This is a genomic window from Variovorax sp. GW460-12-1-14-LB1 (assembly GCF_059423605.1).
In genome coordinates this window covers 34,293-52,353 of the sequence record NZ_JBWKYF010000010.1, presented here as the reverse complement: position 1 = coordinate 52,353, position 18,061 = coordinate 34,293, and the positions used below count along the sequence as shown (strand labels likewise).

Annotated in this window: 15 protein-coding genes; 8 read left to right on the top strand and 7 right to left on the bottom strand. The window is 69.8% G+C overall.

Translation table 11 applies throughout. The features are described 5' to 3' along the window. Positions 1-7 precede the first annotated feature (7 nt). Positions 8-1,123 carry an ABC transporter substrate-binding protein gene (locus AC07Y4_RS07565; RefSeq protein WP_487847200.1) on the bottom strand — a complete coding sequence of 372 codons (1,116 nt, stop codon included), beginning with the start codon at positions 1,121-1,123 and terminating at the stop codon, positions 8-10. A gap of 123 nt (positions 1,124-1,246) precedes the next feature. Between AC07Y4_RS07565 and imuA the strand changes: the two genes are divergently transcribed. From imuA to AC07Y4_RS07545, 4 genes are all read left to right on the top strand, one after another. Further along, a complete protein-coding gene (gene imuA / locus AC07Y4_RS07560; RefSeq protein ID WP_095744948.1) occupies positions 1,247-2,044 on the top strand; it encodes a translesion DNA synthesis-associated protein ImuA in 798 nt (265 codons plus the stop codon). Next, on the top strand, positions 2,013-3,356 hold the full coding sequence (locus AC07Y4_RS07555) for a Y-family DNA polymerase (protein WP_487847199.1): 1,344 nt from the start codon (positions 2,013-2,015) through the stop codon (positions 3,354-3,356). The genes imuA and AC07Y4_RS07555 overlap by 32 nt, the downstream gene beginning before the upstream one ends. Next, the gene (locus AC07Y4_RS07550) at positions 3,349-6,699 is read left to right on the top strand and encodes an error-prone DNA polymerase (RefSeq protein ID WP_487847198.1); all 3,351 of its coding nucleotides are present in this window, start codon (positions 3,349-3,351) and stop codon (positions 6,697-6,699) included. Before AC07Y4_RS07555 ends, AC07Y4_RS07550 begins: the two co-directional genes overlap by 8 nt. 70 nt (positions 6,700-6,769) lie before the next feature. Beyond that, entirely contained in the window at positions 6,770-7,696 is a 927-nt protein-coding gene (locus AC07Y4_RS07545) for a hypothetical protein (RefSeq protein ID WP_487847197.1), read from the top strand. A gap of 19 nt (positions 7,697-7,715) precedes the next feature. Here the strand turns inward: AC07Y4_RS07545 and AC07Y4_RS07540 are convergent, their stop codons facing one another. The 4 genes from AC07Y4_RS07540 to AC07Y4_RS07525 form a co-directional block, all read right to left on the bottom strand. Next, complete coding sequence (locus AC07Y4_RS07540; protein ID WP_487847196.1) at positions 7,716-8,732, bottom strand: phosphotransferase enzyme family protein; 1,017 nt, start codon at positions 8,730-8,732, stop codon at positions 7,716-7,718. A gap of 78 nt (positions 8,733-8,810) precedes the next feature. Further along, positions 8,811-9,416 carry an RNA 2',3'-cyclic phosphodiesterase gene (gene thpR, locus AC07Y4_RS07535; RefSeq protein ID WP_487847195.1) on the bottom strand — a complete coding sequence of 202 codons (606 nt, stop codon included), beginning with the start codon at positions 9,414-9,416 and terminating at the stop codon, positions 8,811-8,813. 36 nt (positions 9,417-9,452) lie between these two features. Continuing rightward, positions 9,453-9,689 (bottom strand): hypothetical protein, encoded by a 237-nt coding sequence (locus tag AC07Y4_RS07530; RefSeq protein WP_095744954.1) that lies wholly within the window; start codon positions 9,687-9,689, stop codon positions 9,453-9,455. 78 nt (positions 9,690-9,767) lie between these two features. Next, complete coding sequence (locus AC07Y4_RS07525; RefSeq protein ID WP_487847194.1) at positions 9,768-11,036, bottom strand: SGNH/GDSL hydrolase family protein; 1,269 nt, start codon at positions 11,034-11,036, stop codon at positions 9,768-9,770. Positions 11,037-11,146: 110 nt separating this feature from the next. Here AC07Y4_RS07525 and AC07Y4_RS07520 point away from each other — a divergent pair, with 110 nt between their 5' ends. Next, positions 11,147-12,055 (top strand): LysR family transcriptional regulator, encoded by a 909-nt coding sequence (locus AC07Y4_RS07520; RefSeq protein WP_487847193.1) that lies wholly within the window; start codon positions 11,147-11,149, stop codon positions 12,053-12,055. Here the strand turns inward: AC07Y4_RS07520 and ku are convergent, their stop codons facing one another. Both ku and ligD read right to left on the bottom strand, forming a co-directional pair. Beyond that, positions 12,056-12,970, bottom strand: a complete 915-nt coding sequence (ku, locus tag AC07Y4_RS07515; protein ID WP_487847192.1) for a non-homologous end joining protein Ku — start codon at positions 12,968-12,970, stop codon at positions 12,056-12,058. Between the two features lie 15 nt (positions 12,971-12,985). Next, a complete protein-coding gene (gene ligD / locus AC07Y4_RS07510) occupies positions 12,986-15,511 on the bottom strand; it encodes a DNA ligase D (protein ID WP_487847191.1) in 2,526 nt (841 codons plus the stop codon). A gap of 246 nt (positions 15,512-15,757) precedes the next feature. Here ligD and AC07Y4_RS07505 point away from each other — a divergent pair, with 246 nt between their 5' ends. The 3 genes from AC07Y4_RS07505 to AC07Y4_RS07495 are packed head-to-tail and all read left to right on the top strand — an operon-like array spanning position 15,758 to position 17,976. Then, positions 15,758-16,033 (top strand): hypothetical protein, encoded by a 276-nt coding sequence (locus tag AC07Y4_RS07505; RefSeq protein ID WP_487847190.1) that lies wholly within the window; start codon positions 15,758-15,760, stop codon positions 16,031-16,033. 7 nt (positions 16,034-16,040) lie between these two features. Next, on the top strand, positions 16,041-17,216 hold the full coding sequence (locus AC07Y4_RS07500; protein WP_487847189.1) for a DUF3182 family protein: 1,176 nt from the start codon (positions 16,041-16,043) through the stop codon (positions 17,214-17,216). Next, the gene (locus tag AC07Y4_RS07495) at positions 17,200-17,976 is read left to right on the top strand and encodes an alpha/beta hydrolase family protein (RefSeq protein WP_354347656.1); all 777 of its coding nucleotides are present in this window, start codon (positions 17,200-17,202) and stop codon (positions 17,974-17,976) included. Before AC07Y4_RS07500 ends, AC07Y4_RS07495 begins: the two co-directional genes overlap by 17 nt. Positions 17,977-18,061 lie beyond the last annotated feature (85 nt).

Below are 18,061 nucleotides of genomic sequence, written 5' to 3'. Positions count from 1 at the left end.
TTCAGCCTCAGCGCAGGTAGCGCCCGTCGGCCTTGAGCATCGACAGTTCCGAGAAGGTCAGCCCGCGGTGCTCGCCGGGCCGGTACGACACGGCGATGCCGCCGAGGTCCAGCGTCTTGAACGACTCCAGGCCCTTCTGCAGCGACTCGGGCGTCGGGTTGGTGCCCGCGCGCTTCAGGCCTTCGACCATGACCTTGGCGGTGACGTAGCCCTCCAGGCTCGCGTAGCTGAACTCGGTCATGCCGATCTTCTTCATCGCCGCCTGGTACTCGGCGATGACGGGCATCGCGCTGTTCCACGGGTAGGGCACGACCTGCGAGATGACCACGCCGGCCGCGTCCTTCTTGATGTCCTGGAAGAGCTTCTGCCCATTCAGGAACGAGAACGAATAGAAGGCCGTCTCGCCGCCGGCCGCGCGGTAGGCCGCGATGAACTTCGCCGCCACGTCGTTGGTGGCCGACAGCACCACGGCCTTGGGCTTGAGCTTGGCCAGCTCGGCGGCGCGTTCGGCCGCGTCGGAGCCGTCGTTCTTGATGGCCACGCTGCCGACCATCTTGTCGCCGCGTTCGGCAATGAACTTCTGCGTGCTCTCCATCGCCGAGCGCGCGCCGGGGTTGTCGTTGTGCGCGAAGGCGATGCGCGACAGGCCGATGGTGAACAGGTGGTTCACGATGCGGCTGTATTCCTCGTCGAAGCTGATGCGCACCGGAAAGCCGAACTCGCTGAACTTCACCACCGGGCCCGCGCCCGTGTACGGGCCAACGACGGGAATCTTCAGCTCGTTGGCCGCCTTCAGCGCGCCGACCGCCGACGAGGTGCCGATGGGCATCAGCACGCCGATGGCGCCGTCGCGCGCGAAGGTCTTGACGTTCTCCGCGCCCTTGGCGGGGTCGTAGGCGTCGTCGAGCTGGCGCAGCTCGACCGGCCGGCCGTTGACGCCGCCGCTCGCGTTCAGCGCGGTGAACATGGCACGGATGCCCACCAGCGGCTCGGTCGACAGCGACGCGAGCGGGCCGGTCTGCACGTAGGTCTGGCCGATCAGGAGCGGCTTGGCGGGCTGCGCCGAGGCGGGCACCCCTGCGAAGACGAGCGCGGCGAGGGCCAGAAACCGCAGGTGAATCATTTTGTGTCTCATGGTCACTAATTGTTAATAAACCGATCTTAAGGCGCGGGCCTTCGCAGGTAAATCGATCGCTGGTTGCGACCTGGGGAATACTGTATAAAAATACAGTTAACAACTGCAATCATGGGCCTCCCTTTCCTCGACTCCTTTTCCACCGCTGCGGGCCGCGGCGTCTGGCACGCCGACGAACTCGGCCTGGCCGACGCGCAGGTCGTGGCCACCGGGCATGCCGCGCTCGACGCCGAGTTGCCCGGCGGCGGCTGGCCCGTGGGCGCGATGACGGAGCTGCTGCAGGCCACGCCCGAGGCCCATGTCTGGCGCCTGCTGCTGCCCGCGCTGGCGCAGGCCGTGGAGGCGCGCGGCGGGCCGGTGGTGCTGGTCGGCGCGCCTTACGAACCCTGCGGCACCGCGCTGGCGGCGCAGGGCTTGCCGGTGGAGGCGCTGATGTGCGTGCGCAGCGACGCCCCGGCCGCGCGGCTGTGGGCCTGCGAGCAGGCGCTGCGCTGCGCCGAGATCGCCGCCGTCGTCGCCTGGCTGCCGCAGGCCCGCGTGGGTGAGTTGCGGCGGCTGCAGCTGGCCGCCGCGCAGCACGAGGTGCTGCTGTTCGTGTGCCGGCCCGAGTCGGTGGCGCTGTCGGCCTCGCCCGCGCGCTTGCGCCTGCGCGCCGAGCGCTGCCCGGACGATCCGGCGCAGATCGCGCTGCACCTGCTCAAGCGCCGGGGGCCGCCGCTGGCCGCGCCGGTGCGGGTGCCGGCGCGCAACGCCCGCATGAGCGCGCTGCTGGCCGCCGCCCGCGTGCGACGCCAGCTGCGCCTGCAGCCGCCCGTGGCGCCGGCCGCCGCGCCGTCGGCCACGGTGGTGCGCATCGACGCATGGAAAGGAGGCCCGGATGCACTGGATCGCCTTGCAGTGGTCGTCTGAAACCGAGGACGCCGACGCCCCCGACATGCCCCCGCCCGAGGCCCAGGGCTGGTGGGCGCTGCAGTTCACGCCGCACGTCGCCTGGCAGGACGAGGCGCTGATGCTCGAGGTCTCGGCCTGCGAACGCCTGTGGGGCGGTCGCGCGCCGCTGATGCGCCAGCTGCTGGCCCTCAACCCCGCGCCCGACGCGCGCATGCGCGGCGCGCAGGGCGCCACCAGCCTGATCGCGCTGGCGCGGCTGCGCCTGTTCGCGCGCAACGAGCACCGGCCCGCCGACGTGCCGGCCGGCCTGCCGCTGGACACGCTGACGGCCGCGCAGGGCCACCTCGACCTGCTCGCGCGCCTGGGCTGCCGCACCTGGGGCGATGTGGCCGCCTTGCCGCGTGGCGGCCTCACGCGGCGCTTCGGCACCGGGCTGCGCGAGGCGCTCGACATCGCCTGGGGCCTGCGCCCCGAAACCCACGCCTGGCTCACGCTGCCCGACGTGTTCGAGCAGAAGCTCGAACTGCCCGCGCTGGCCGAGACCGGGCCCGAGCTCATGTGGTCGGCCAACCGCCTGCTGTCGGCGCTGCAGATCTGGCTGCGCGCCCGCCAGCGCGGCGCGCGTGCGCTCGAGCTGCAATGGACGCTCGACCTGCGGCGCCTCAACGGCGTGACCCTGCCGCCGCACCAGCAGCTCACCGTGCGCACGGCAGAGCCCACGCAGGACATGGCGCACCTGCGCCGCCTGCTGTCCGAAAAACTCGCGCTCACCACGCTGGCCGCGCCCGCGAGCTGGCTGAAGCTGCGCACGCTCGAAACCGATCCGCTGGCCGGCGCCAGCACCAGCTTCCTGCCGGAAGACAACCGCAAGGGCGACAAGCTGCACGAGATGGTCGAACGGCTCAGCGTGCGGCTCGGCGCCGACCAGGTGGTGGTGCCGCTCGCGCAGGCCGACCACCGGCCCGAGCGCCAGCAGCGGTGGCGGCCCGCGCTGCAGAAAGAGAAAACGCCGGTACCCGACAAGGCCCGCAAGGACGCCGCCTCGCAGCCCGATGCGATCTACCCGCCCTGGCTGCTGCCCGAGCCCTTGCGGCTCGAGATGGACGGCGAGCGCCCGTGCTACTGCGGGCCGCTGCGCAAGCTGGTCGGACCGCAGCGCGTGGAGGCCGGCTGGTGGGGCGGTGAAGAAGACGGCGGCCAGCCCGCGATGCGCGACTACTACGTGGCCGAAAGCCCCGAGGCCGGCCTGGTGTGGATCTTTCGCGAGCGGCCCGCCACGCGCTTTTCGTCGGGCGAGGTGCGCTGGTACCTGCAGGGGTTCTATGCCTGACCTGAGCGGCAAGGAAGAACGCAAGCGCCAGCCCGCCAAGGTGCATGTGCTGCCGCAGCGGCTGCGCCCGGCGCCGGGCCTGCCCGGCTATGCCGAGCTGCACTGCCTCACGAACTTCAGCTTCCAGCGCGGCGCTTCGACGCCCGAGGAAGTGGTCGAGCGCGCCTACCACCTCGACTATGCGGCGCTGGCCATCACCGACGAATGCTCGGTGGCCGGCATCGTGCGCGCGCATGTCGCGTTGCGCGACCTGCCCGCCAAGCTGGACACCTATGAGCGCGAGCACCCGGACGAAGCGCTGATCCCGCGCCACCCCGAATTCCGGCTGCTGTTCGGCAGCGAATTCCGCTTCGAGCGCTTCAAGCTCGTGGTGATCGCGAACGACACCGAAGGCTGGGGCAACCTCTGCGAGTTCATCACCGCCGCGCGCAACACCGAACTGCCCAAGGGCGAGTACCGCGTCGACTGGGACACGAGCGACGTCGCCTCGCTGCAGCGCTGCCAGGTCCTCTTCGTGCCGCACCGCCCCCCGGGCGGCATGCCGGATGCGGCCACCGTGCAGGACGACCTGGCCGCCGCCAAGGCGCTGTACGGCGACAACCTCTGGCTGGCCGTGGAACTGTTCAACGAACTCGACGACGACCTCTGGCTCGTCACGCTGATGCAGGCGGGCGAGCAGGCCGGCGTGCCGCTGGTCGCGGCCGGCGACGTGCACATGCATGCGCGCGGCCGCAAGCCGCTGCACGACGTGCTCACGGCGGTGCGCGAAGGCCGCACGGTGGCCGAGTGCGGCTTCGCGCTGCAGTCGAACGCCGAGCGGCACCTGCGCCAGCGGGTGCGGCTGGCCGAGCTGTACCTGCCCGCGATGCTGGCGAACACGCTGGCGGTGGCGCAGCGGTGCCGCTTCGATCCCGAGGTGATCCGCGAGACCTACAAATACCCGCTGGAGACCGTGGGCAGCAGCGAGACGGCGGCGCAGACGCTGGTACGCAAGACGTGGGAGGGCGCGCGGGTGCGCTACCCCGACGGCATTCCCGAGAAGGTGCGCACACAGGTCCAGAAAGAGCTCGACCTGATCACCGAGCTCGAATACGAGATGTTCTTCCTCACGGTGGAAGACATCGTGCGCTTCGCACGCTCTCAAGACATCCTTTGCCAGGGCCGCGGTTCGTCGGCCAACTCGGCGGTCTGCTACTGCCTCGGTATCACCGCGATCAACCCCGACAAAGGCCACCTGCTGTTCGAGCGCTTCCTGAGCCGCCATCGCAAGGAGCCACCCGACATCGACGTCGACTTCGAGCATCAAAAACGCGAACTCGTCATCCAGTACATCTACGAAAAGTACGGCCGCGAGCGCGCCGCCATCGCTGCCGTCGTCATCTGCTACCGCTCGCGCAGTGCCTTGCGCGACGTCGGCAAGGCCATCGGCATCGACGAGCGATTGGTCGACGAATTCGCCAAGGACCACTACTGGTTCGACGACACCGCACTCGGCGAACAGCTCGACAAGGCCGCCGCGCGCGTCGGCGTGAAGGAAGACCGGCTCAAGCTGGTCCAGTGGATCGAGATGACGCAGCGGCTCAAGGGCTTTCCGCGCCACCTGAGCCAGCACGTGGGCGGCTTCGTGCTCACGCACACCAAGCTCACGCGGCTGGTGCCGGTCGAGAAGGCGTCGATGGTGAATCGCTCCGTCATCCAGTGGGAAAAGGACGACCTCGAAGCCATGGGCATGCTCAAGGTCGACGTGCTCGCGCTGGGCATGCTCAGCGCCATCCGCCGCGGGCTCGACCACATGAACCGCTGGCGCAACTCGACGGTGGAGATGCATCACATCCCCAACGACGACCCGAAGGTGTTCGACATGATCTGCGACGCCGACACCATCGGCGTGTTCCAGATCGAGAGCCGGGCGCAGATGTCGATGCTGCCGCGTCTGAAGCCGCAGACGTATGAGGACCTGGTGATCGAGGTGGCGATCGTGCGGCCCGGGCCCATTCAAGGTGGCATGGTGCATCCGTATCTCAAGCAGCGTGAGCGGGTGCGCAAGGGCTTGCCGATCCTCTACGAAAAAGAGGAACTGAAGCCGGCGCTGGAACGCACGCTGGGCATTCCGATCTTCCAGGAGCAGGTGATGCAGATCGCCATGATCGCGGCGAAGTTCAGCGCAGACGAAGCCGATCAGTTGCGTCGTGCCATGGCCGCGTGGAAGCGCAAGGGCGGCCTCGACAAGTTTCACGCGAAGCTCGTGGATGGGATGGTGGACAACAAGTACCCGAAGGAGTTCGCCGAAGCCATCTTCAAGCAGATCCTCGGCTTCGGCGACTACGGCTTCCCCGAAAGCCACGCCGCGAGCTTCGCGCTGCTGGTCACCGTGAGCAGCTGGCTCAAGAACTACGAGCCCGCCTGCTTCCTCGCCGCCTTGCTCGACTCGCAACCGATGGGCTTCTACAGCCCTTCGCAACTGGTGCAGGACGCGCGCCGCCATGGGGTCGAGGTGCGGCCGGTCGACGTCACATGCAGCGAGATCGACACCACGCTCGAGGCCCGCGCACCCGATGCGCCGCGCATGCCGCCAGGCACCGACACGCGCTACGCCGAGCGCCTGGGCAACGAGAACCAGCCGGCGGTGCGGCTGGGCCTGAATCGGGTCCTGAGCCTCAGCGAAGCCGGCGCCAGGCGTTTGCTCGCAGCGCGCGCGCAAGCGCCTTTCACCAGCACCGAAGATCTGGCTTTGCGCGCCGAACTCGAAGGCAAGGACATGGCCGCGCTCGCGGCGGCCGATGCGCTGATGTCGCTCTCGGGCCATCGGCGCCAGCAGGTGTGGGACGCCACCGCGCAGCACCGCTCGTCGGCCCTGCTCAAGGGCGTGCCGATCCACGAACAGGCGCTGCTCCTGCCGGCCGCGCCCGAGGGCGAGGAAATCGTCGGCGACTACGCGGCGCTGGGCCTCACGCTGCGCCGCCATCCGCTCGCGCTGCTGCGCCCGCGCCTGGCGCACATGCGGCTCCTGAGCGCGGTGGAGTTGCGCGCCGCGCGCAGCGGCCAGACCGTGCGCGCCTGCGGCATCGTCAAGGGCCGGCAGCGGCCCGGCACCGCCAACGGCACCATCTTCGTCACGCTGGAAGACGAGACCGGCAACGTCAACGTGATCGTCTGGAGCCACGTCATCGAGGCCTGGCGCGAGCCGCTGCTCAAGTCGCATCTGCTCGCGGTGCAGGGCACCTGGCAGCGCGACGACGACAGCGGCGGCAAGGTGCAGCACCTGATCGCCACCGGCTTCAAGGACCTCACGCCGCTGCTGGGCCGGCTGGCACAGAGCAACACCAGCCGTGACTTCCACTGAGGCATTGCGAATGCAACCGATCGTTCCATGCCTCGCGCCGCCCCTCACTTTTCGCTAACCTGTTCCTCCCATGTCCGCACTCGCCGCAACCGCCGGATTTGCCCTTGCCGATGAGGTCGTCGCCACGCCGATCGGCCCGCCGCCGCCCGCGCCCGATGTGCCCATGCCGCCACCGCCGCCGCCCGTGCTGCCGCCCGAAGGCGATCCGCCGCCGGTCGTGCCCCCGGTGACGGACCCCGATTTTCCGCCGCCGGTGACCGACCCGCCGCCCCTGCAGACGGCCGTGCCCTTCGGCAAGCCGCACGCACGGCGGCTGCGCGAGATCTACCGCTCGGCCGGCTGGCCCTGCTGCGACACCATCGAGGTCGAACTGCTCGCGGGCGGTTTTCTCGAGCGCGTGCGCAGCGCGCTGGGCCACGAGACGCTGCGCGTGACCGACGCGGGCATTGCGCGCATTGCCACCACGCTCACGGTCAACCGCGCGGCGTTGTCGCCGCACGAGGCGCTGGTGGAGCGCGTGGCGCGCGAGATGACGCGCGGCGGCCGCATCGCCTGGCGCGGGCTGGGCCTGCGCGCGCGCCTGCCGCCGCTGGAGGAGGGCGGCAAGCCGCGCTGGTGCATGGCGCGGCCCGATGTCTTCTCGATCCGCAACACCAGCGTCGAGGCCTATGCGCATCCCATCGTGCACGAGGTGAAAGTCAGCCGCGCCGACCTGCTGGGCGACCTGCGCAAGCCCGACAAGCGCGCGGCTTATCTCGACCTGGGCGGCGAGTGCTGGTACGTGCTGGGCAACGACGCCAAGGGCCGCTGCATCGCGTCGCCCGACGAGATTCCGGCCGAATGCGGCGTGATGGTGCTCGAGGGCGAGCGCCTCGTGGTGGCGCGCGCCGCGGTGCACCGCGCCTTCGAGCGCATTCCTTTTTCGGTGTGGCTGGCGCTGGCCAAGGCGCAGCCCGTGGCGGGCTTCGAGGACGACGCGCAAGACCTGCTGATCTGACCCGCGCCCTTCAGGTGCTTCAGGTGATCGCGTCGTAGTCGCGGTGCGCGACGGCGACCACGTTGCCCGGATCGAACTGGCTCGCCATCTGACGCAGGCCTTCCTCGCGGTCTTCACGGCTGGCCTGCGGGTCGAACATCTGGTCGCAGAACTCGAGCAGGTCGCGCACGATGCGTTCGTGGCGGTAGTAGGCGAGGGCGAGCGTGTCGACCGCCTCGTTCGTGCCGTAGCCCTGGAAGAACAGCGCTTCTTCGCGCGGCTGGTTCCACACGCCGCCGACCCCGCCGCCGATGAACATCAGGTCGCGCTCCTTCGGCGCGAGGATCAGCGTGTCCCAGTCGACGATGCACAGGCGGTCGTCGTCGCCCAGCAGCACGTTGCCTGCATGCAGGTCGGCATGGCACAGCACCTGCGGCAGCGACTTCTCGAGCAGGATCGAAGCGAGCTGTTCGCTGCGGTAGACGATCGAATCGATCTCTTCGTCGTGTGCGTCCCAGAAGGCGAGGAAGCGCTTCACCAGATCGTCGCCCGCCACGCCGTTGATGAAGCGGCGCTGGTAGCGGCGCACGCCTTCGCGCCAGTGGTGCGAATAGCCTTCGCGCGGCAGGCCTGCCAACAGCGATTCGGGCAGCTCGGTGCGGTGGATGGCGCTCAGTGTGGTGCCGAGCAAGGTCCATTGCCGGTCGGTCGGCGTGCGCGTGAAGCCGTCGGTGCCGTCGAAGAACGGATAGAGCGCCCAGTCGAAGCCATGGTCCTGCACGCTGAGCCGCCGCGTGCGCGTGAGCAGCGGGGCCATCACGGCGTCGATTTCAAAGGTGTGATGCAGCACGGCCGGCACGTCGACCACGGCGGGTGTGAAGCCGCCTCGGCGCAGCTTGAGGAAGTACGCCTGGCCGTCCGATGCCTCGATGCGGAATGCGGCCGAATCGACGTCGGCGCCCAGCGGCAGGAATTCGGTGCGTGTCGCCTGCAGGCCGTAGGTTTCGGCAAGGCGCGCTTGAACGGCGTCGGGGGCGATATCGGGTGGTGTCAGCATGCGGCGGGCGTGGCGTGGGTTCGATGGGCGCCGAAAATTGTCTCACCCGATAAGGCCACGAAAGCCGGCCCGCCGTTGTCAGACGGCGTCTTCTTTGTCTTCTTCGTCGGCCTCGTAGGTCGCCAGCACCTTGTGTTCGACGGGATGCGAAGTGAAGGAGCGCACGAGCAGGAATTTCCGCACGTGCCACGGGATCGGTGGCAGGCGCATCGGGTAGGCCGCGCCCTCGGTGCGGCGGGCGATGGTGATGTGCGGTGTGAACGTCGGCGTTTCCGTGACGATGCCCGCCTTCTGGACGGCACGCCCGATGTCCGCATGCAGGGTGCGCAAGGCGCCGTGCTCGGCGGGCTGCAGCACCGCGATGTCGTTGCGCCATGTGCGCGAGCTGTCCAGCACGAGGCTCATGGGCCGCACCCGAACCTGGGCGAGCGCTTCACGCAGGCGTTTCTCGACCTCCTTGGGCTGGTCGCCGAAGCAGTGGAGCGTCAGGTGCAGTCGCGGGCTGCGAGGAAAGTAGTGGCCCTTGGGCCAGATCCATTCCTTGCGGTGCGCTTCGATCGCCGCTTGCACCTCGGGCTCGGGAAACAGCGCGATGAGAAGGTGGCGTTGCCTCTCGAAAGCGGGGGAGTCCCAGTCGGGTTCGGGCCCGTTCGCAAACGCATCGCCACGGTGGAAGTCGTCCATTGCAGTTCTCCGGGGGAAGAAGGATGAAAAGGCGGTTCAGGGCTCCGGCGGCCACCAGTGCGCGGCCGTCGTCCGGATGACGCGCGCCGCCTGAACGCGGATGTCATCCTGTTCGTTGCTGTCGTCGTGGCCGTGCTCCCGCGTCACGCGGAAGGGCCAGTTCGAAATCCGGCCTGTCTTGCCGGTGGTGCGCGGACGCGACTGCAACGGATGCTGTCGCGAGGAAAAAAAGAGCACCTGCGCCGAGGGCGCAGGCGGGTTGGCGGTGGTCATGGCGTCGCCTCGAATGTTGTTCTTGGAGACGAGCCATTCTAGAGAAAAGACTGTATTTATGTACAGTATATTTGCAGTCTATCGAAGATCGTTGCCGAGCAGGGCGTCGAGGTCGATGGCCGCCGCCATCGCCCGGTAGCCGGCGTCGCCGGGATGCAGGTGGTCGCCCGAATCCATGGCGGCTTTCAGCCGCGTCGGCCGGGCCGGGTCGCGCAGCAGGGCGTCGACATCGACCACCGCGTCGAAGGCGCCGCCTTCGCGGATCCAGCGGTTGATGGCCTGGCGCACCTTGTCTTTCTCGGGCGAGTGGTGGCCGGCCAGCGGCGTGCCTTCGAGCGCGCGTTCGTTGGGCGGAATCGTCGCGCCCATGATGCGCACGTTGTGGGCATGGGCCATCTCGATCAGCTGGCGAAAGCCCTGGATCACGGCCTCGGCGCGCACCGCGGGTTCCTGCGGCGCAAAGGGGCCGCCGGGCCAGCCGATGTCGTTGGTGCCCAGCAGCACGACCATCGCGCGCACGCCGGGCTGCGCGAACACGTCGCGGCCCGCGCGTTCGAGCGCCGCGCGGCCCATGCCGTCCTTCAGCAGCCGGCCGCCCGAGATGCCGGCGTTGAGCACGCCCACGCCGCGCGGCGCGAGCCGTTCGGCCAGCGCGTCGGGCCAGCGTGTGTGGGCGCCGGGCGTGGAACCGTTGCCATCGGTGATCGAGTCGCCCAGCGCGACGACGGTGACGGGCGCTTGCGGCGTCTCGACGATCAGGCCGCTCACGTAGACGCGCGTGCTCCACGATGTGGCGGCGGCCGGCAGTCGCGCAGTGGCGCTCAGGTCGCCGTCGGCGATGTACAGCGTCTGCCGCGCATCGAAGTGAAAGCCCGCGGGCTGGCTGGACTCCGGCAGGTACAGCGACACGGCCACCTCGCTCAGCGCGGGCAGCGGCAGGTCGACCGGGTCGCTCACGAGGCGCGCGCCGGGCGGCAGCGTCACGTCGCTGCGGCCGCCGAAGCGCAGCACGCGGTCGCTGCCTTCGACGACCGCCGAGCCGCTCGCATGGCGGGCCACGCGCGCCGCGCCGATGTGCAGCGGCGTGGTGCCGCCTTCGTTGCTGATCACCACGCGCAGCCGCGTGCCGCCGATGCTCAGGCGCGCCACCTGGCGCAGCGTCTGCCGCTTGAAGCGGGCGGGAATGCCCAGGGGCAGCACGAAGCTCTCGTCCCACAGCGGCTGGGTGGCGGCCATCCAGCTGGGGCTCCAGTGGGTGGGCGCTGCCGTGGAAGCGCCGGCGGCAGCTGCGAGGGAAAGGGCGAGCGCGCCCTGGCGCAGGAGGGAGGTGAGTCGCGAAGCGGTCATGTGAATGTCCTCAGGTGAAAGAAGTGTCGATGGACGAACTTTCTTCCATTCGAATCGCGAGGGGTAGAAGGCAAAATGGCATGCATCGCATTCCCGATTCGAATGACCCCATGGACACCCTTCGCGCACTCTCCGCCTTCGTGCACAGCGTCGAACTCGGCAGCCTCTCGGGCGCGGCCCGCGCGCTCGACACCACGCAGCCCACCGTGAGCAAGCTGGTCGCCGGGCTGGAGCGGTCGCTGGGCGTGCGGCTGCTGCGGCGCGCGGCCACGGGCCTGAGCCTCACGGAGGAGGGCCAGCGCTTTCACGAACGCGCGCGCCGCATGCTCGAGGACTACGGCGACGCCGTGGCCGACGCGCGTGCGCAGGTGCAGCAGCCGCGCGGCCTGCTGCGCCTGAGTGCGCCGGTCACGCTGGGGCAGCGGCACCTCAACGCGATGGCGGTCGAGTTCCTGCGGCTGTACCCCGACATCGAACTGGAGCTGGTGCTCGACGATCGCTTCGTCGATCCGCGCGAGGAGCGCATCGACGTCTCGCTGCGCGTCGGCGGCGCGCTGCCGCCCGACCTCGTCGCGCGCCACCTCGGCAGCTGGCCGCGCGTGCTCGTCGCCTCGCCGGACTACGTGGCCGCACGCGGCAAGCCGCGCACGCCGCAGGACCTGCTGGTGCACGACTACCTGCGCTACGCGGCGGGCGACGACGGCGTGCTGCTCACGGGCCCGGACGGCGCGGTGACCGTGCCGGTGCGCAGCCGCTACCGCGTCAACAACGCCGTGGCGTTGCTCGACAGCGTGCTGGCGGGCGCGGGCGTGTCGCTGCAACCCACGTGGATGGTCGCGGACCTGCTGGCGCAGGGGCGGCTGGTGCGCGTGCTCGCGCGGCACACGGGGCCGGCGCAGGAGCTGCACCTGCTCTATGCGCCGCGCCGGCAGTTGCCGCTGCGCGTGCAGGTGCTGGTCGACTTCCTGGCGCAGCGCGTGGCGGCGCTGCCGGGGGCCGCGAAAGCGCCGCGGCGCTAGTCAAGCCGCCTTGCGGGCCACGCTCTTCGCACGCTTGGCGGCCGCAGGCTTGTGCGCGGTCTTGCGTGCAGAAGCCGTCGATTTCGCCGCACGCTTCTTCGCCGCAGGCGGCGTGCGCTTGCCGCTGCGCAGGCTGCGCGCGAGCAGCTCGGTCAGGTCGATCACCTCGGCGCCGCCCTCAGGTGCTTCTTCTTCCGGCTGCACGACCGTCTCCGTGTCGCCTGCCTTGACCTTCTTCTCGACGATCTTCATCACGGCGTGCTTGAACTCGTCCTTGAATTCGTCGGGGTTCCACGGACCCGACATGTCGCCGACCAGCTGCTCGGCCATCTTCATCTCGGCGGCCGACAGTTTCGCGCCCTTGATGCCGGCGGCGGGCAGGTCGAGCCCGTCGGTGTCCTTGATCTCGTCGCCCCAGCGCAGCAGGTTGAGCACCAGCACCTTGCCGAAGGGAATCAGCAGTGCCAGGTGCTGCTTGGTCGCGATCACCACCTTGGCCAGGCCGACCTTGCCGGTTTTCACCAGCACCTCGCGCAGCAGTGCGTAGACCTTCTGGCCCTTGTTGATCGGCGCGAGGTAGTAGGGGCGCTCCAGGTACACGAAGGGAATCTCGCCCACGTCGAGAAAGCGCTGGATCTCGATGGTCTGCGTGGTGCGCGGGTAGACGGCCTCGATCTCCTTGGGCGAGATCACGACGTACTTGCCGTCTTCGTACTCGAAGCCCTTCACGATCTGCTCGCGCGCGATCTCCTTGCCCGTGCGCTTGTTGATGCGCTTGTAGCCCACGGGGTCCATGCTGCGCTTGTCGAGCCAGTCGAAGTCGATGCCCTGTTCGGTGCTGGCGGTGTGCAGGCCCACGGGGATGTGGACCAGCCCGAAGGTGATGGCGCCTTTCCAGAGGGTTCTCGTGGCCATGGTGTGTCTCCTTGGTTATTTCTTGAAGCCGAGCCGCTTCATCGCCTCGCCCAGCGGCTGGCGAGTGGTCCAGTAATCGGCCCAGGGGTCTTCGGACTGGAACGACAGGTGCTCGCGCGCGGTGGCGATGGTCCAGTGCGCGCCACTTTGCAGGCTGCCGAGATCGTCCCAACTCACCGGCATCGACACGCCCATGCCCGGCCGCGCCCGCGCCGAGTAGGCCGCCACCGTGGTCGCGCCCACGCCGTTGCGCAGGTAGTCGGCAAAGAGCTTGCCGACGCGGTTCGACGGCCCGCTCTTGGCCACGAACTTCGAGGGGATCACCTGCGCCATGTGCTGCACGATGGCGCGCGAGAAGGCTTTCACCGTGTCGTTGTCGTAGTGCATGCGCAGCGGCACGACCACGTGCAGGCCCTTGCCGCCGCTGGTCTTGAGCCATGAGGCCAGGCCCAGTTCGGTGAGCAGCGTGCGCATCAGCAGCGCGGCTTCCTGCACATGCGCCCACGGCGTGCCTTCGCCCGGGTCGAGGTCGAAGATCATGCGGTTGGGCCGGTCGAAGTGCGTCGAGGTCGCGTTCGAGGTGTGGAACTCGATCACGTTGAACTGCGCCGCGTTCAGCAAGGCCTCGCGCGTGCCGACCTCGAGCATCGACGGGTGACCGGGCCACAGGGCCGGGTCGAGCTGCTTCACGCCGCCGATGTGGACCTTCTCGGCATGCTTCTGGAAGAAGATCTCGCCGCCCACGCCCTGCGGCCCGCGCACCAGCGCGCAGGGGCGGCCCTTCAGGTGCGGCAGCATGTCGTCGGCCACCGATTCGTAGTAGCGCACGAGGTCGAGCTTGGTGCGGCCCGAAGCCGCATCGATCACGCGCTCGCCGTGGCTCACGGCGACGCCGCCGACGGTGGAGGCGGATTTCTTCGATGAGGTCTTCATGGCCTTCGTGCCTTTTTCGCGAGGGGCAGGTGCGATGTCGCGGGGCTCTTCATGCACGATCTCCGACGCCGGCTTGTCGTCGCGCATCGCCACGAAGGACGCGTGGCGGATCTGCCCGTCCGGCGTCCATGCGGCGAAGCGCACCTCGGCCACGAGCCTGGGCTTCACCCAGTGCCGCGTGCCGCCCGGCCGGCGGCGGCCGGGCTTGGCCTCGCCGCCGGTGAACGGCGCGTGGTCGGTGTCCAGCGCGGCGAGCTGGCGGCGAATGTCGCGCGCCTCGCGGTCGTTCCAGCCGGTGCCGACGCCGCCGACCGACACGAGCTCGCCGTTCTTCGCGTGCACGCCCAGCATCAGGCTGCCGATGCGCGTCGGGCTGTCGGTGCGCAGCGTGTAGCCGCACACCACGAACTCCTGGCGCCGGATGCACTTGAGCTTGAGCCAGGTGTCGCTGCGGCGCGAGACATACGGCGCGTCAGCGCGCTTGGCGATCACGCCTTCGAGGTTCATGCGGCAGGCCGATTGCAGGATCGAGTCGACATCGGCCTCGAAGTCGCTGCTGAAGCGCAGGCGGCGCGTGGCGCGCGCATCCATCAGCTGCCTGAGCAGGCGGCGGCGTTCGGCGAGCGGCGTGTGGCGCAGGTCGAAGCCCTCGAAGAAGGGCACGTCGAACAGGAACATCACGATGGGGTCGGCGCGTTCGCGGTCGAGTGCGTTCTGCAGCGCGTTGAAGTCGGGCGTGCCGTTCTGGTCGGGCACGACGATCTCGCCGTCGAGCCAGGCGTTGCCGATGCCCAGGCGCTCCAGCTCGGCCACCAGCTTCGGCAGCTTCGCACTCCAGTCGTGGCCGCCGCGCGTGAGCAGGCGTGCCTTGCCGTTGCCGATGCGCGCCATGAGGCGGTAGCCGTCGAACTTGATCTCGAAGATCCAGTCGCCCGGCGCGCCTTCGGGCACGCCGGCGGCGAGCGTCGCGAGCTGCGGCGAAAGCCTGGCGGGCAGGCGTGCCTTCACCGCGCCCGTTGCGGGCAAGGCTTGGGCCTTGGCCTTGGCGGTCTTGCGCGCCCCGGCCACGCTGTCGGGCAGCGCGGACACCACGTCGTACTCGGCATGCGAGCGCGCAAAGGCATCGCGCTTCTTGAACAGCAGCCAGGGCTCCTGCCGCTCGCCGCCCTTGGCGATCCTGACGAGTTCCCACAGCCCTTCGAGCTTCTGGCCATGCAGCCGGAACGCGAGCTTGCCCGCGGCCAGGCCCTTGCGTGGATCGCCAACGGGCTCCCAGGTGCCGTGGTCCCACACGATGACCTCGCCCGCGCCGTAGTGGCCCTCGGGAATCGTGCCCTCGAAGCCGGCGTACGAGAGCGGGTGGTCTTCCACATGCACGGCCATGCGCTTGTGCGCGGGGTCGAGGCTCGGCCCCTTGGGCACGGCCCACGACACCAGCACGCCGTCGAGTTCGAGCCGGAAGTCGTAGTGCAGCCGCCGCGCCGCGTGCTTCTGGATCACGAACGCGGGCGCGTGCGGCCGGGCCTTGCCGCCTTCGGCGGGTTCGTCGGTGACGGCGAAGTCGCGCTTCGCCTGGTAGGTTGCGAGGGGCGTGTCGGAACGGGCCATGGCCTCTGGTGTGCCCGCATTCGGGCCGCGCCGCATCGGCCAGGTGTCCGGTCTTCGTGTGGGCCAAGGCCGCACGCGCGCGCGAAGGCGGGGCGAGGCGCAGGCGGGTGCCAGACGGGTCCCACGCGCAGGCGCTGTGCCCTCCGACCGGCGCGCCGTGCGATCCGCAGAACATGGAGGCACTGCAGCCGCCAACCCGGAGGAGGCAGCCATGTGAGCCCGTGTGCATCGCACCAAGGAGACCCCATGACTTCGAAGCAGACCCCCGACCCGAAGCCGGCGAGCCCGGACAAGAACCCGCCGGAGAAGTTTCCGTTTCCCACGTCCGAGAACCACGGCAAGCCACCCGCCGAGCCCGCCAAGCCGACCGAGCAGCCGTCCAGCGAGGAAGCGCTCGACAGCGGCGTGGAAGAGTCCTTTCCGGCGAGCGACCCGGTGTCGGTCACCGTCACGAAGGTCAAGCTGCCATCGGGCGATGCGGACAAGGACAAGAAGCCCGAGGACAGGAAGGCCGACGCCTGAGGCCCCGATGGACCTGCGCCTGAACACCGTCATGGCCCCGGAAACCGCCACCGGCCCGGCCACGCGCCGCGTCGTCACCTGGGACGTGCGTCCGCAGGGCTACTGCAGCGAACACGAGCACGCCACGCGCGCCAACGTTGCGCAGCGCCTGGCGGCGCTCCAGGGCTGGGCGTTCGCGGGCGCCTACGACGCCAGCCAACCGGGGCCGGACCCGCTCTACTTCGTGCCGAGCGACACGCTCACCGACCCGCACCAGGCGCGCGCCATGGGCATCGCCGGCGTGGACGACCTCTTCGGCGGCGTGGTGCCGCATGCCTTCGTCGCCACCAAGGCGATCAGCCATCCGCTCATCGGCCCCGACGCCGTGCGGCCCCTGGGCTGGTCGGCCCGGATCGCGGTGGAGATCGGCGATGCCGCCTTGCCCGGCTTCAGCTGCTTCAGCCTGGACGAGGCGCGCGTTGCGGGGAGGGCGCTGCTCGACATCGGCCGCGTGCGCCTGAAGCCCGTGACGGCGACCGGCGGGCGCGGCCAGCAGGTGGTCGACGGCATCGATGCGCTCGAGCGCTGTCTCGATGCGATGGACGACCGCGCGATCGCCACCGAAGGCCTCGTGCTCGAAACCAACCTGGAACAACCCCAGACCTACAGCGTCGGGCAGCTGATCGTGGCGCAGCGCCTCGTCAGCTACTGCGGCGAGCAGCGCCTCACGCGCGACAACGCCGGGCAGGAGGTCTACGGCGGCTCCGACCTGCTGCTGGTGCGCGGCGACTTCGACGCGCTGCTGGCCCGCGTCGATCCACCGCCGCCGCTGCGCCGCGCGATCGAGCAGGCCCGGCGCTACCACCGCGCGGTGATCGACTGCTACCCCGACTTCTTCGCCTCGCGCGTGAACTACGACGTGGCGCAAGGGCTCGACGGTCGGGGCGACTGGCGCTCGGGCGTGCTGGAGCAATCGTGGCGCGTCGGTGGCGCCACGGGCGCGGAGATCGCGGCGCTCGAAGCCTTCCACCAGGACCCGGCGTGCCAGCGCGTGCACGCGTCCTGCTTCGAGGTGTACGGCGAGGCCGCCCGCGTGCCCGCCGGCGCCATCGTGGCCTACCAGGGCAACGACCCCGAGACCGGGCCGCTGTCCAAATACACGGTGATCGAGACCACCGCCACCCCGCATGCCGACACGCCATAGTTCCATCGACATTCCCGTGGACGGCCATCACATCGAGGGCACGCTGTTCGCTGCGTCCAGCATGGTGCCGGGCGTGCTGCTGGTGCACGGCTGGGACGGCAGCCAGGAGCAGTACCTCAAGCGCGCGCAGGAGATCGCCGCGCTCGGCTGCGTCTGCCTGACCTTCGACCTGCGCGGCCATGCGCGCCATGAAGGGCTGCGCCAGCAGGTGACGCGCGAAGATAACTTGCGCGACGTGCTCGCCGCCTACGACGCGCTGGTGGGCCACCCGACCGTCGACCCCGCGGCCGTCGCCATCGTCGGCAGCAGCTACGGCGGCTACCTGGCCGCGCTCGTCAGCGCGATGCGGCCCGTGCGCTGGCTCGCGCTGCGCGCGCCCGCGCTGTACCGCGACGGCGAGTGGGACACGCCCAAGGGCCTGCTGAGCCGCTCCGACCTCGTGGCCTACCGCCGCACGCTCGTCGGGCCCGACGACAACCGCGCGCTCGCGGCCTGCGCGGCCTTCACCGGCGACGTGCTCATCGTCGAATCGGAAGACGACCAGACCGTGCCGCACCCCGTCATCGAGAACTACCTCGCCGCCTTCAAGCGCGTGCGCTCGGCGACCTACCGCACCTTGTCCGGCGCCGACCACGCGCTGTCGCGCCTGGAATCGCGCCAGGCCTACGGCGCGCTGCTCGTGTCGTGGATCACCGAGATGACGCTGGGCGCCAAGGCGACGTCGACGCTCACCAGGCCGGTGTCGAGCGGCTCGGCCTGAGGCACGCGCCGAAGCTGTAGGCCGCTTCCTTCCCGAACATGCGCGCCAGTCCATCACCATGCGCCGCGTCGCGCGCGCCGAATTC

What these genes read in the sequence shown, in the direction of transcription:
- AC07Y4_RS07565 (WP_487847200.1), bottom strand. Translation starts at nt 1,123, where the DNA reads ATGATTCACCTGCGGTTTCTGGCCCTCGCCGCGCTCGTCTTCGCAGGG.
- imuA (WP_095744948.1), top strand. Translation starts at nt 1,247, where the DNA reads ATGGGCCTCCCTTTCCTCGACTCCTTTTCCACCGCTGCGGGCCGCGGC.
- AC07Y4_RS07555 (WP_487847199.1), top strand. Translation starts at nt 2,013, where the DNA reads ATGCACTGGATCGCCTTGCAGTGGTCGTCTGAAACCGAGGACGCCGAC.
- AC07Y4_RS07550 (WP_487847198.1), top strand. Translation starts at nt 3,349, where the DNA reads ATGCCTGACCTGAGCGGCAAGGAAGAACGCAAGCGCCAGCCCGCCAAG.
- AC07Y4_RS07545 (WP_487847197.1), top strand. Translation starts at nt 6,770, where the DNA reads ATGTCCGCACTCGCCGCAACCGCCGGATTTGCCCTTGCCGATGAGGTC.
- AC07Y4_RS07540 (WP_487847196.1), bottom strand. Translation starts at nt 8,732, where the DNA reads ATGCTGACACCACCCGATATCGCCCCCGACGCCGTTCAAGCGCGCCTT.
- thpR (WP_487847195.1), bottom strand. Translation starts at nt 9,416, where the DNA reads ATGGACGACTTCCACCGTGGCGATGCGTTTGCGAACGGGCCCGAACCC.
- AC07Y4_RS07530 (WP_095744954.1), bottom strand. Translation starts at nt 9,689, where the DNA reads ATGACCACCGCCAACCCGCCTGCGCCCTCGGCGCAGGTGCTCTTTTTT.
- AC07Y4_RS07525 (WP_487847194.1), bottom strand. Translation starts at nt 11,036, where the DNA reads ATGACCGCTTCGCGACTCACCTCCCTCCTGCGCCAGGGCGCGCTCGCC.
- AC07Y4_RS07520 (WP_487847193.1), top strand. Translation starts at nt 11,147, where the DNA reads ATGGACACCCTTCGCGCACTCTCCGCCTTCGTGCACAGCGTCGAACTC.
- ku (WP_487847192.1), bottom strand. Translation starts at nt 12,970, where the DNA reads ATGGCCACGAGAACCCTCTGGAAAGGCGCCATCACCTTCGGGCTGGTC.
- ligD (WP_487847191.1), bottom strand. Translation starts at nt 15,511, where the DNA reads ATGGCCCGTTCCGACACGCCCCTCGCAACCTACCAGGCGAAGCGCGAC.
- AC07Y4_RS07505 (WP_487847190.1), top strand. Translation starts at nt 15,758, where the DNA reads ATGACTTCGAAGCAGACCCCCGACCCGAAGCCGGCGAGCCCGGACAAG.
- AC07Y4_RS07500 (WP_487847189.1), top strand. Translation starts at nt 16,041, where the DNA reads ATGGACCTGCGCCTGAACACCGTCATGGCCCCGGAAACCGCCACCGGC.
- AC07Y4_RS07495 (WP_354347656.1), top strand. Translation starts at nt 17,200, where the DNA reads ATGCCGACACGCCATAGTTCCATCGACATTCCCGTGGACGGCCATCAC.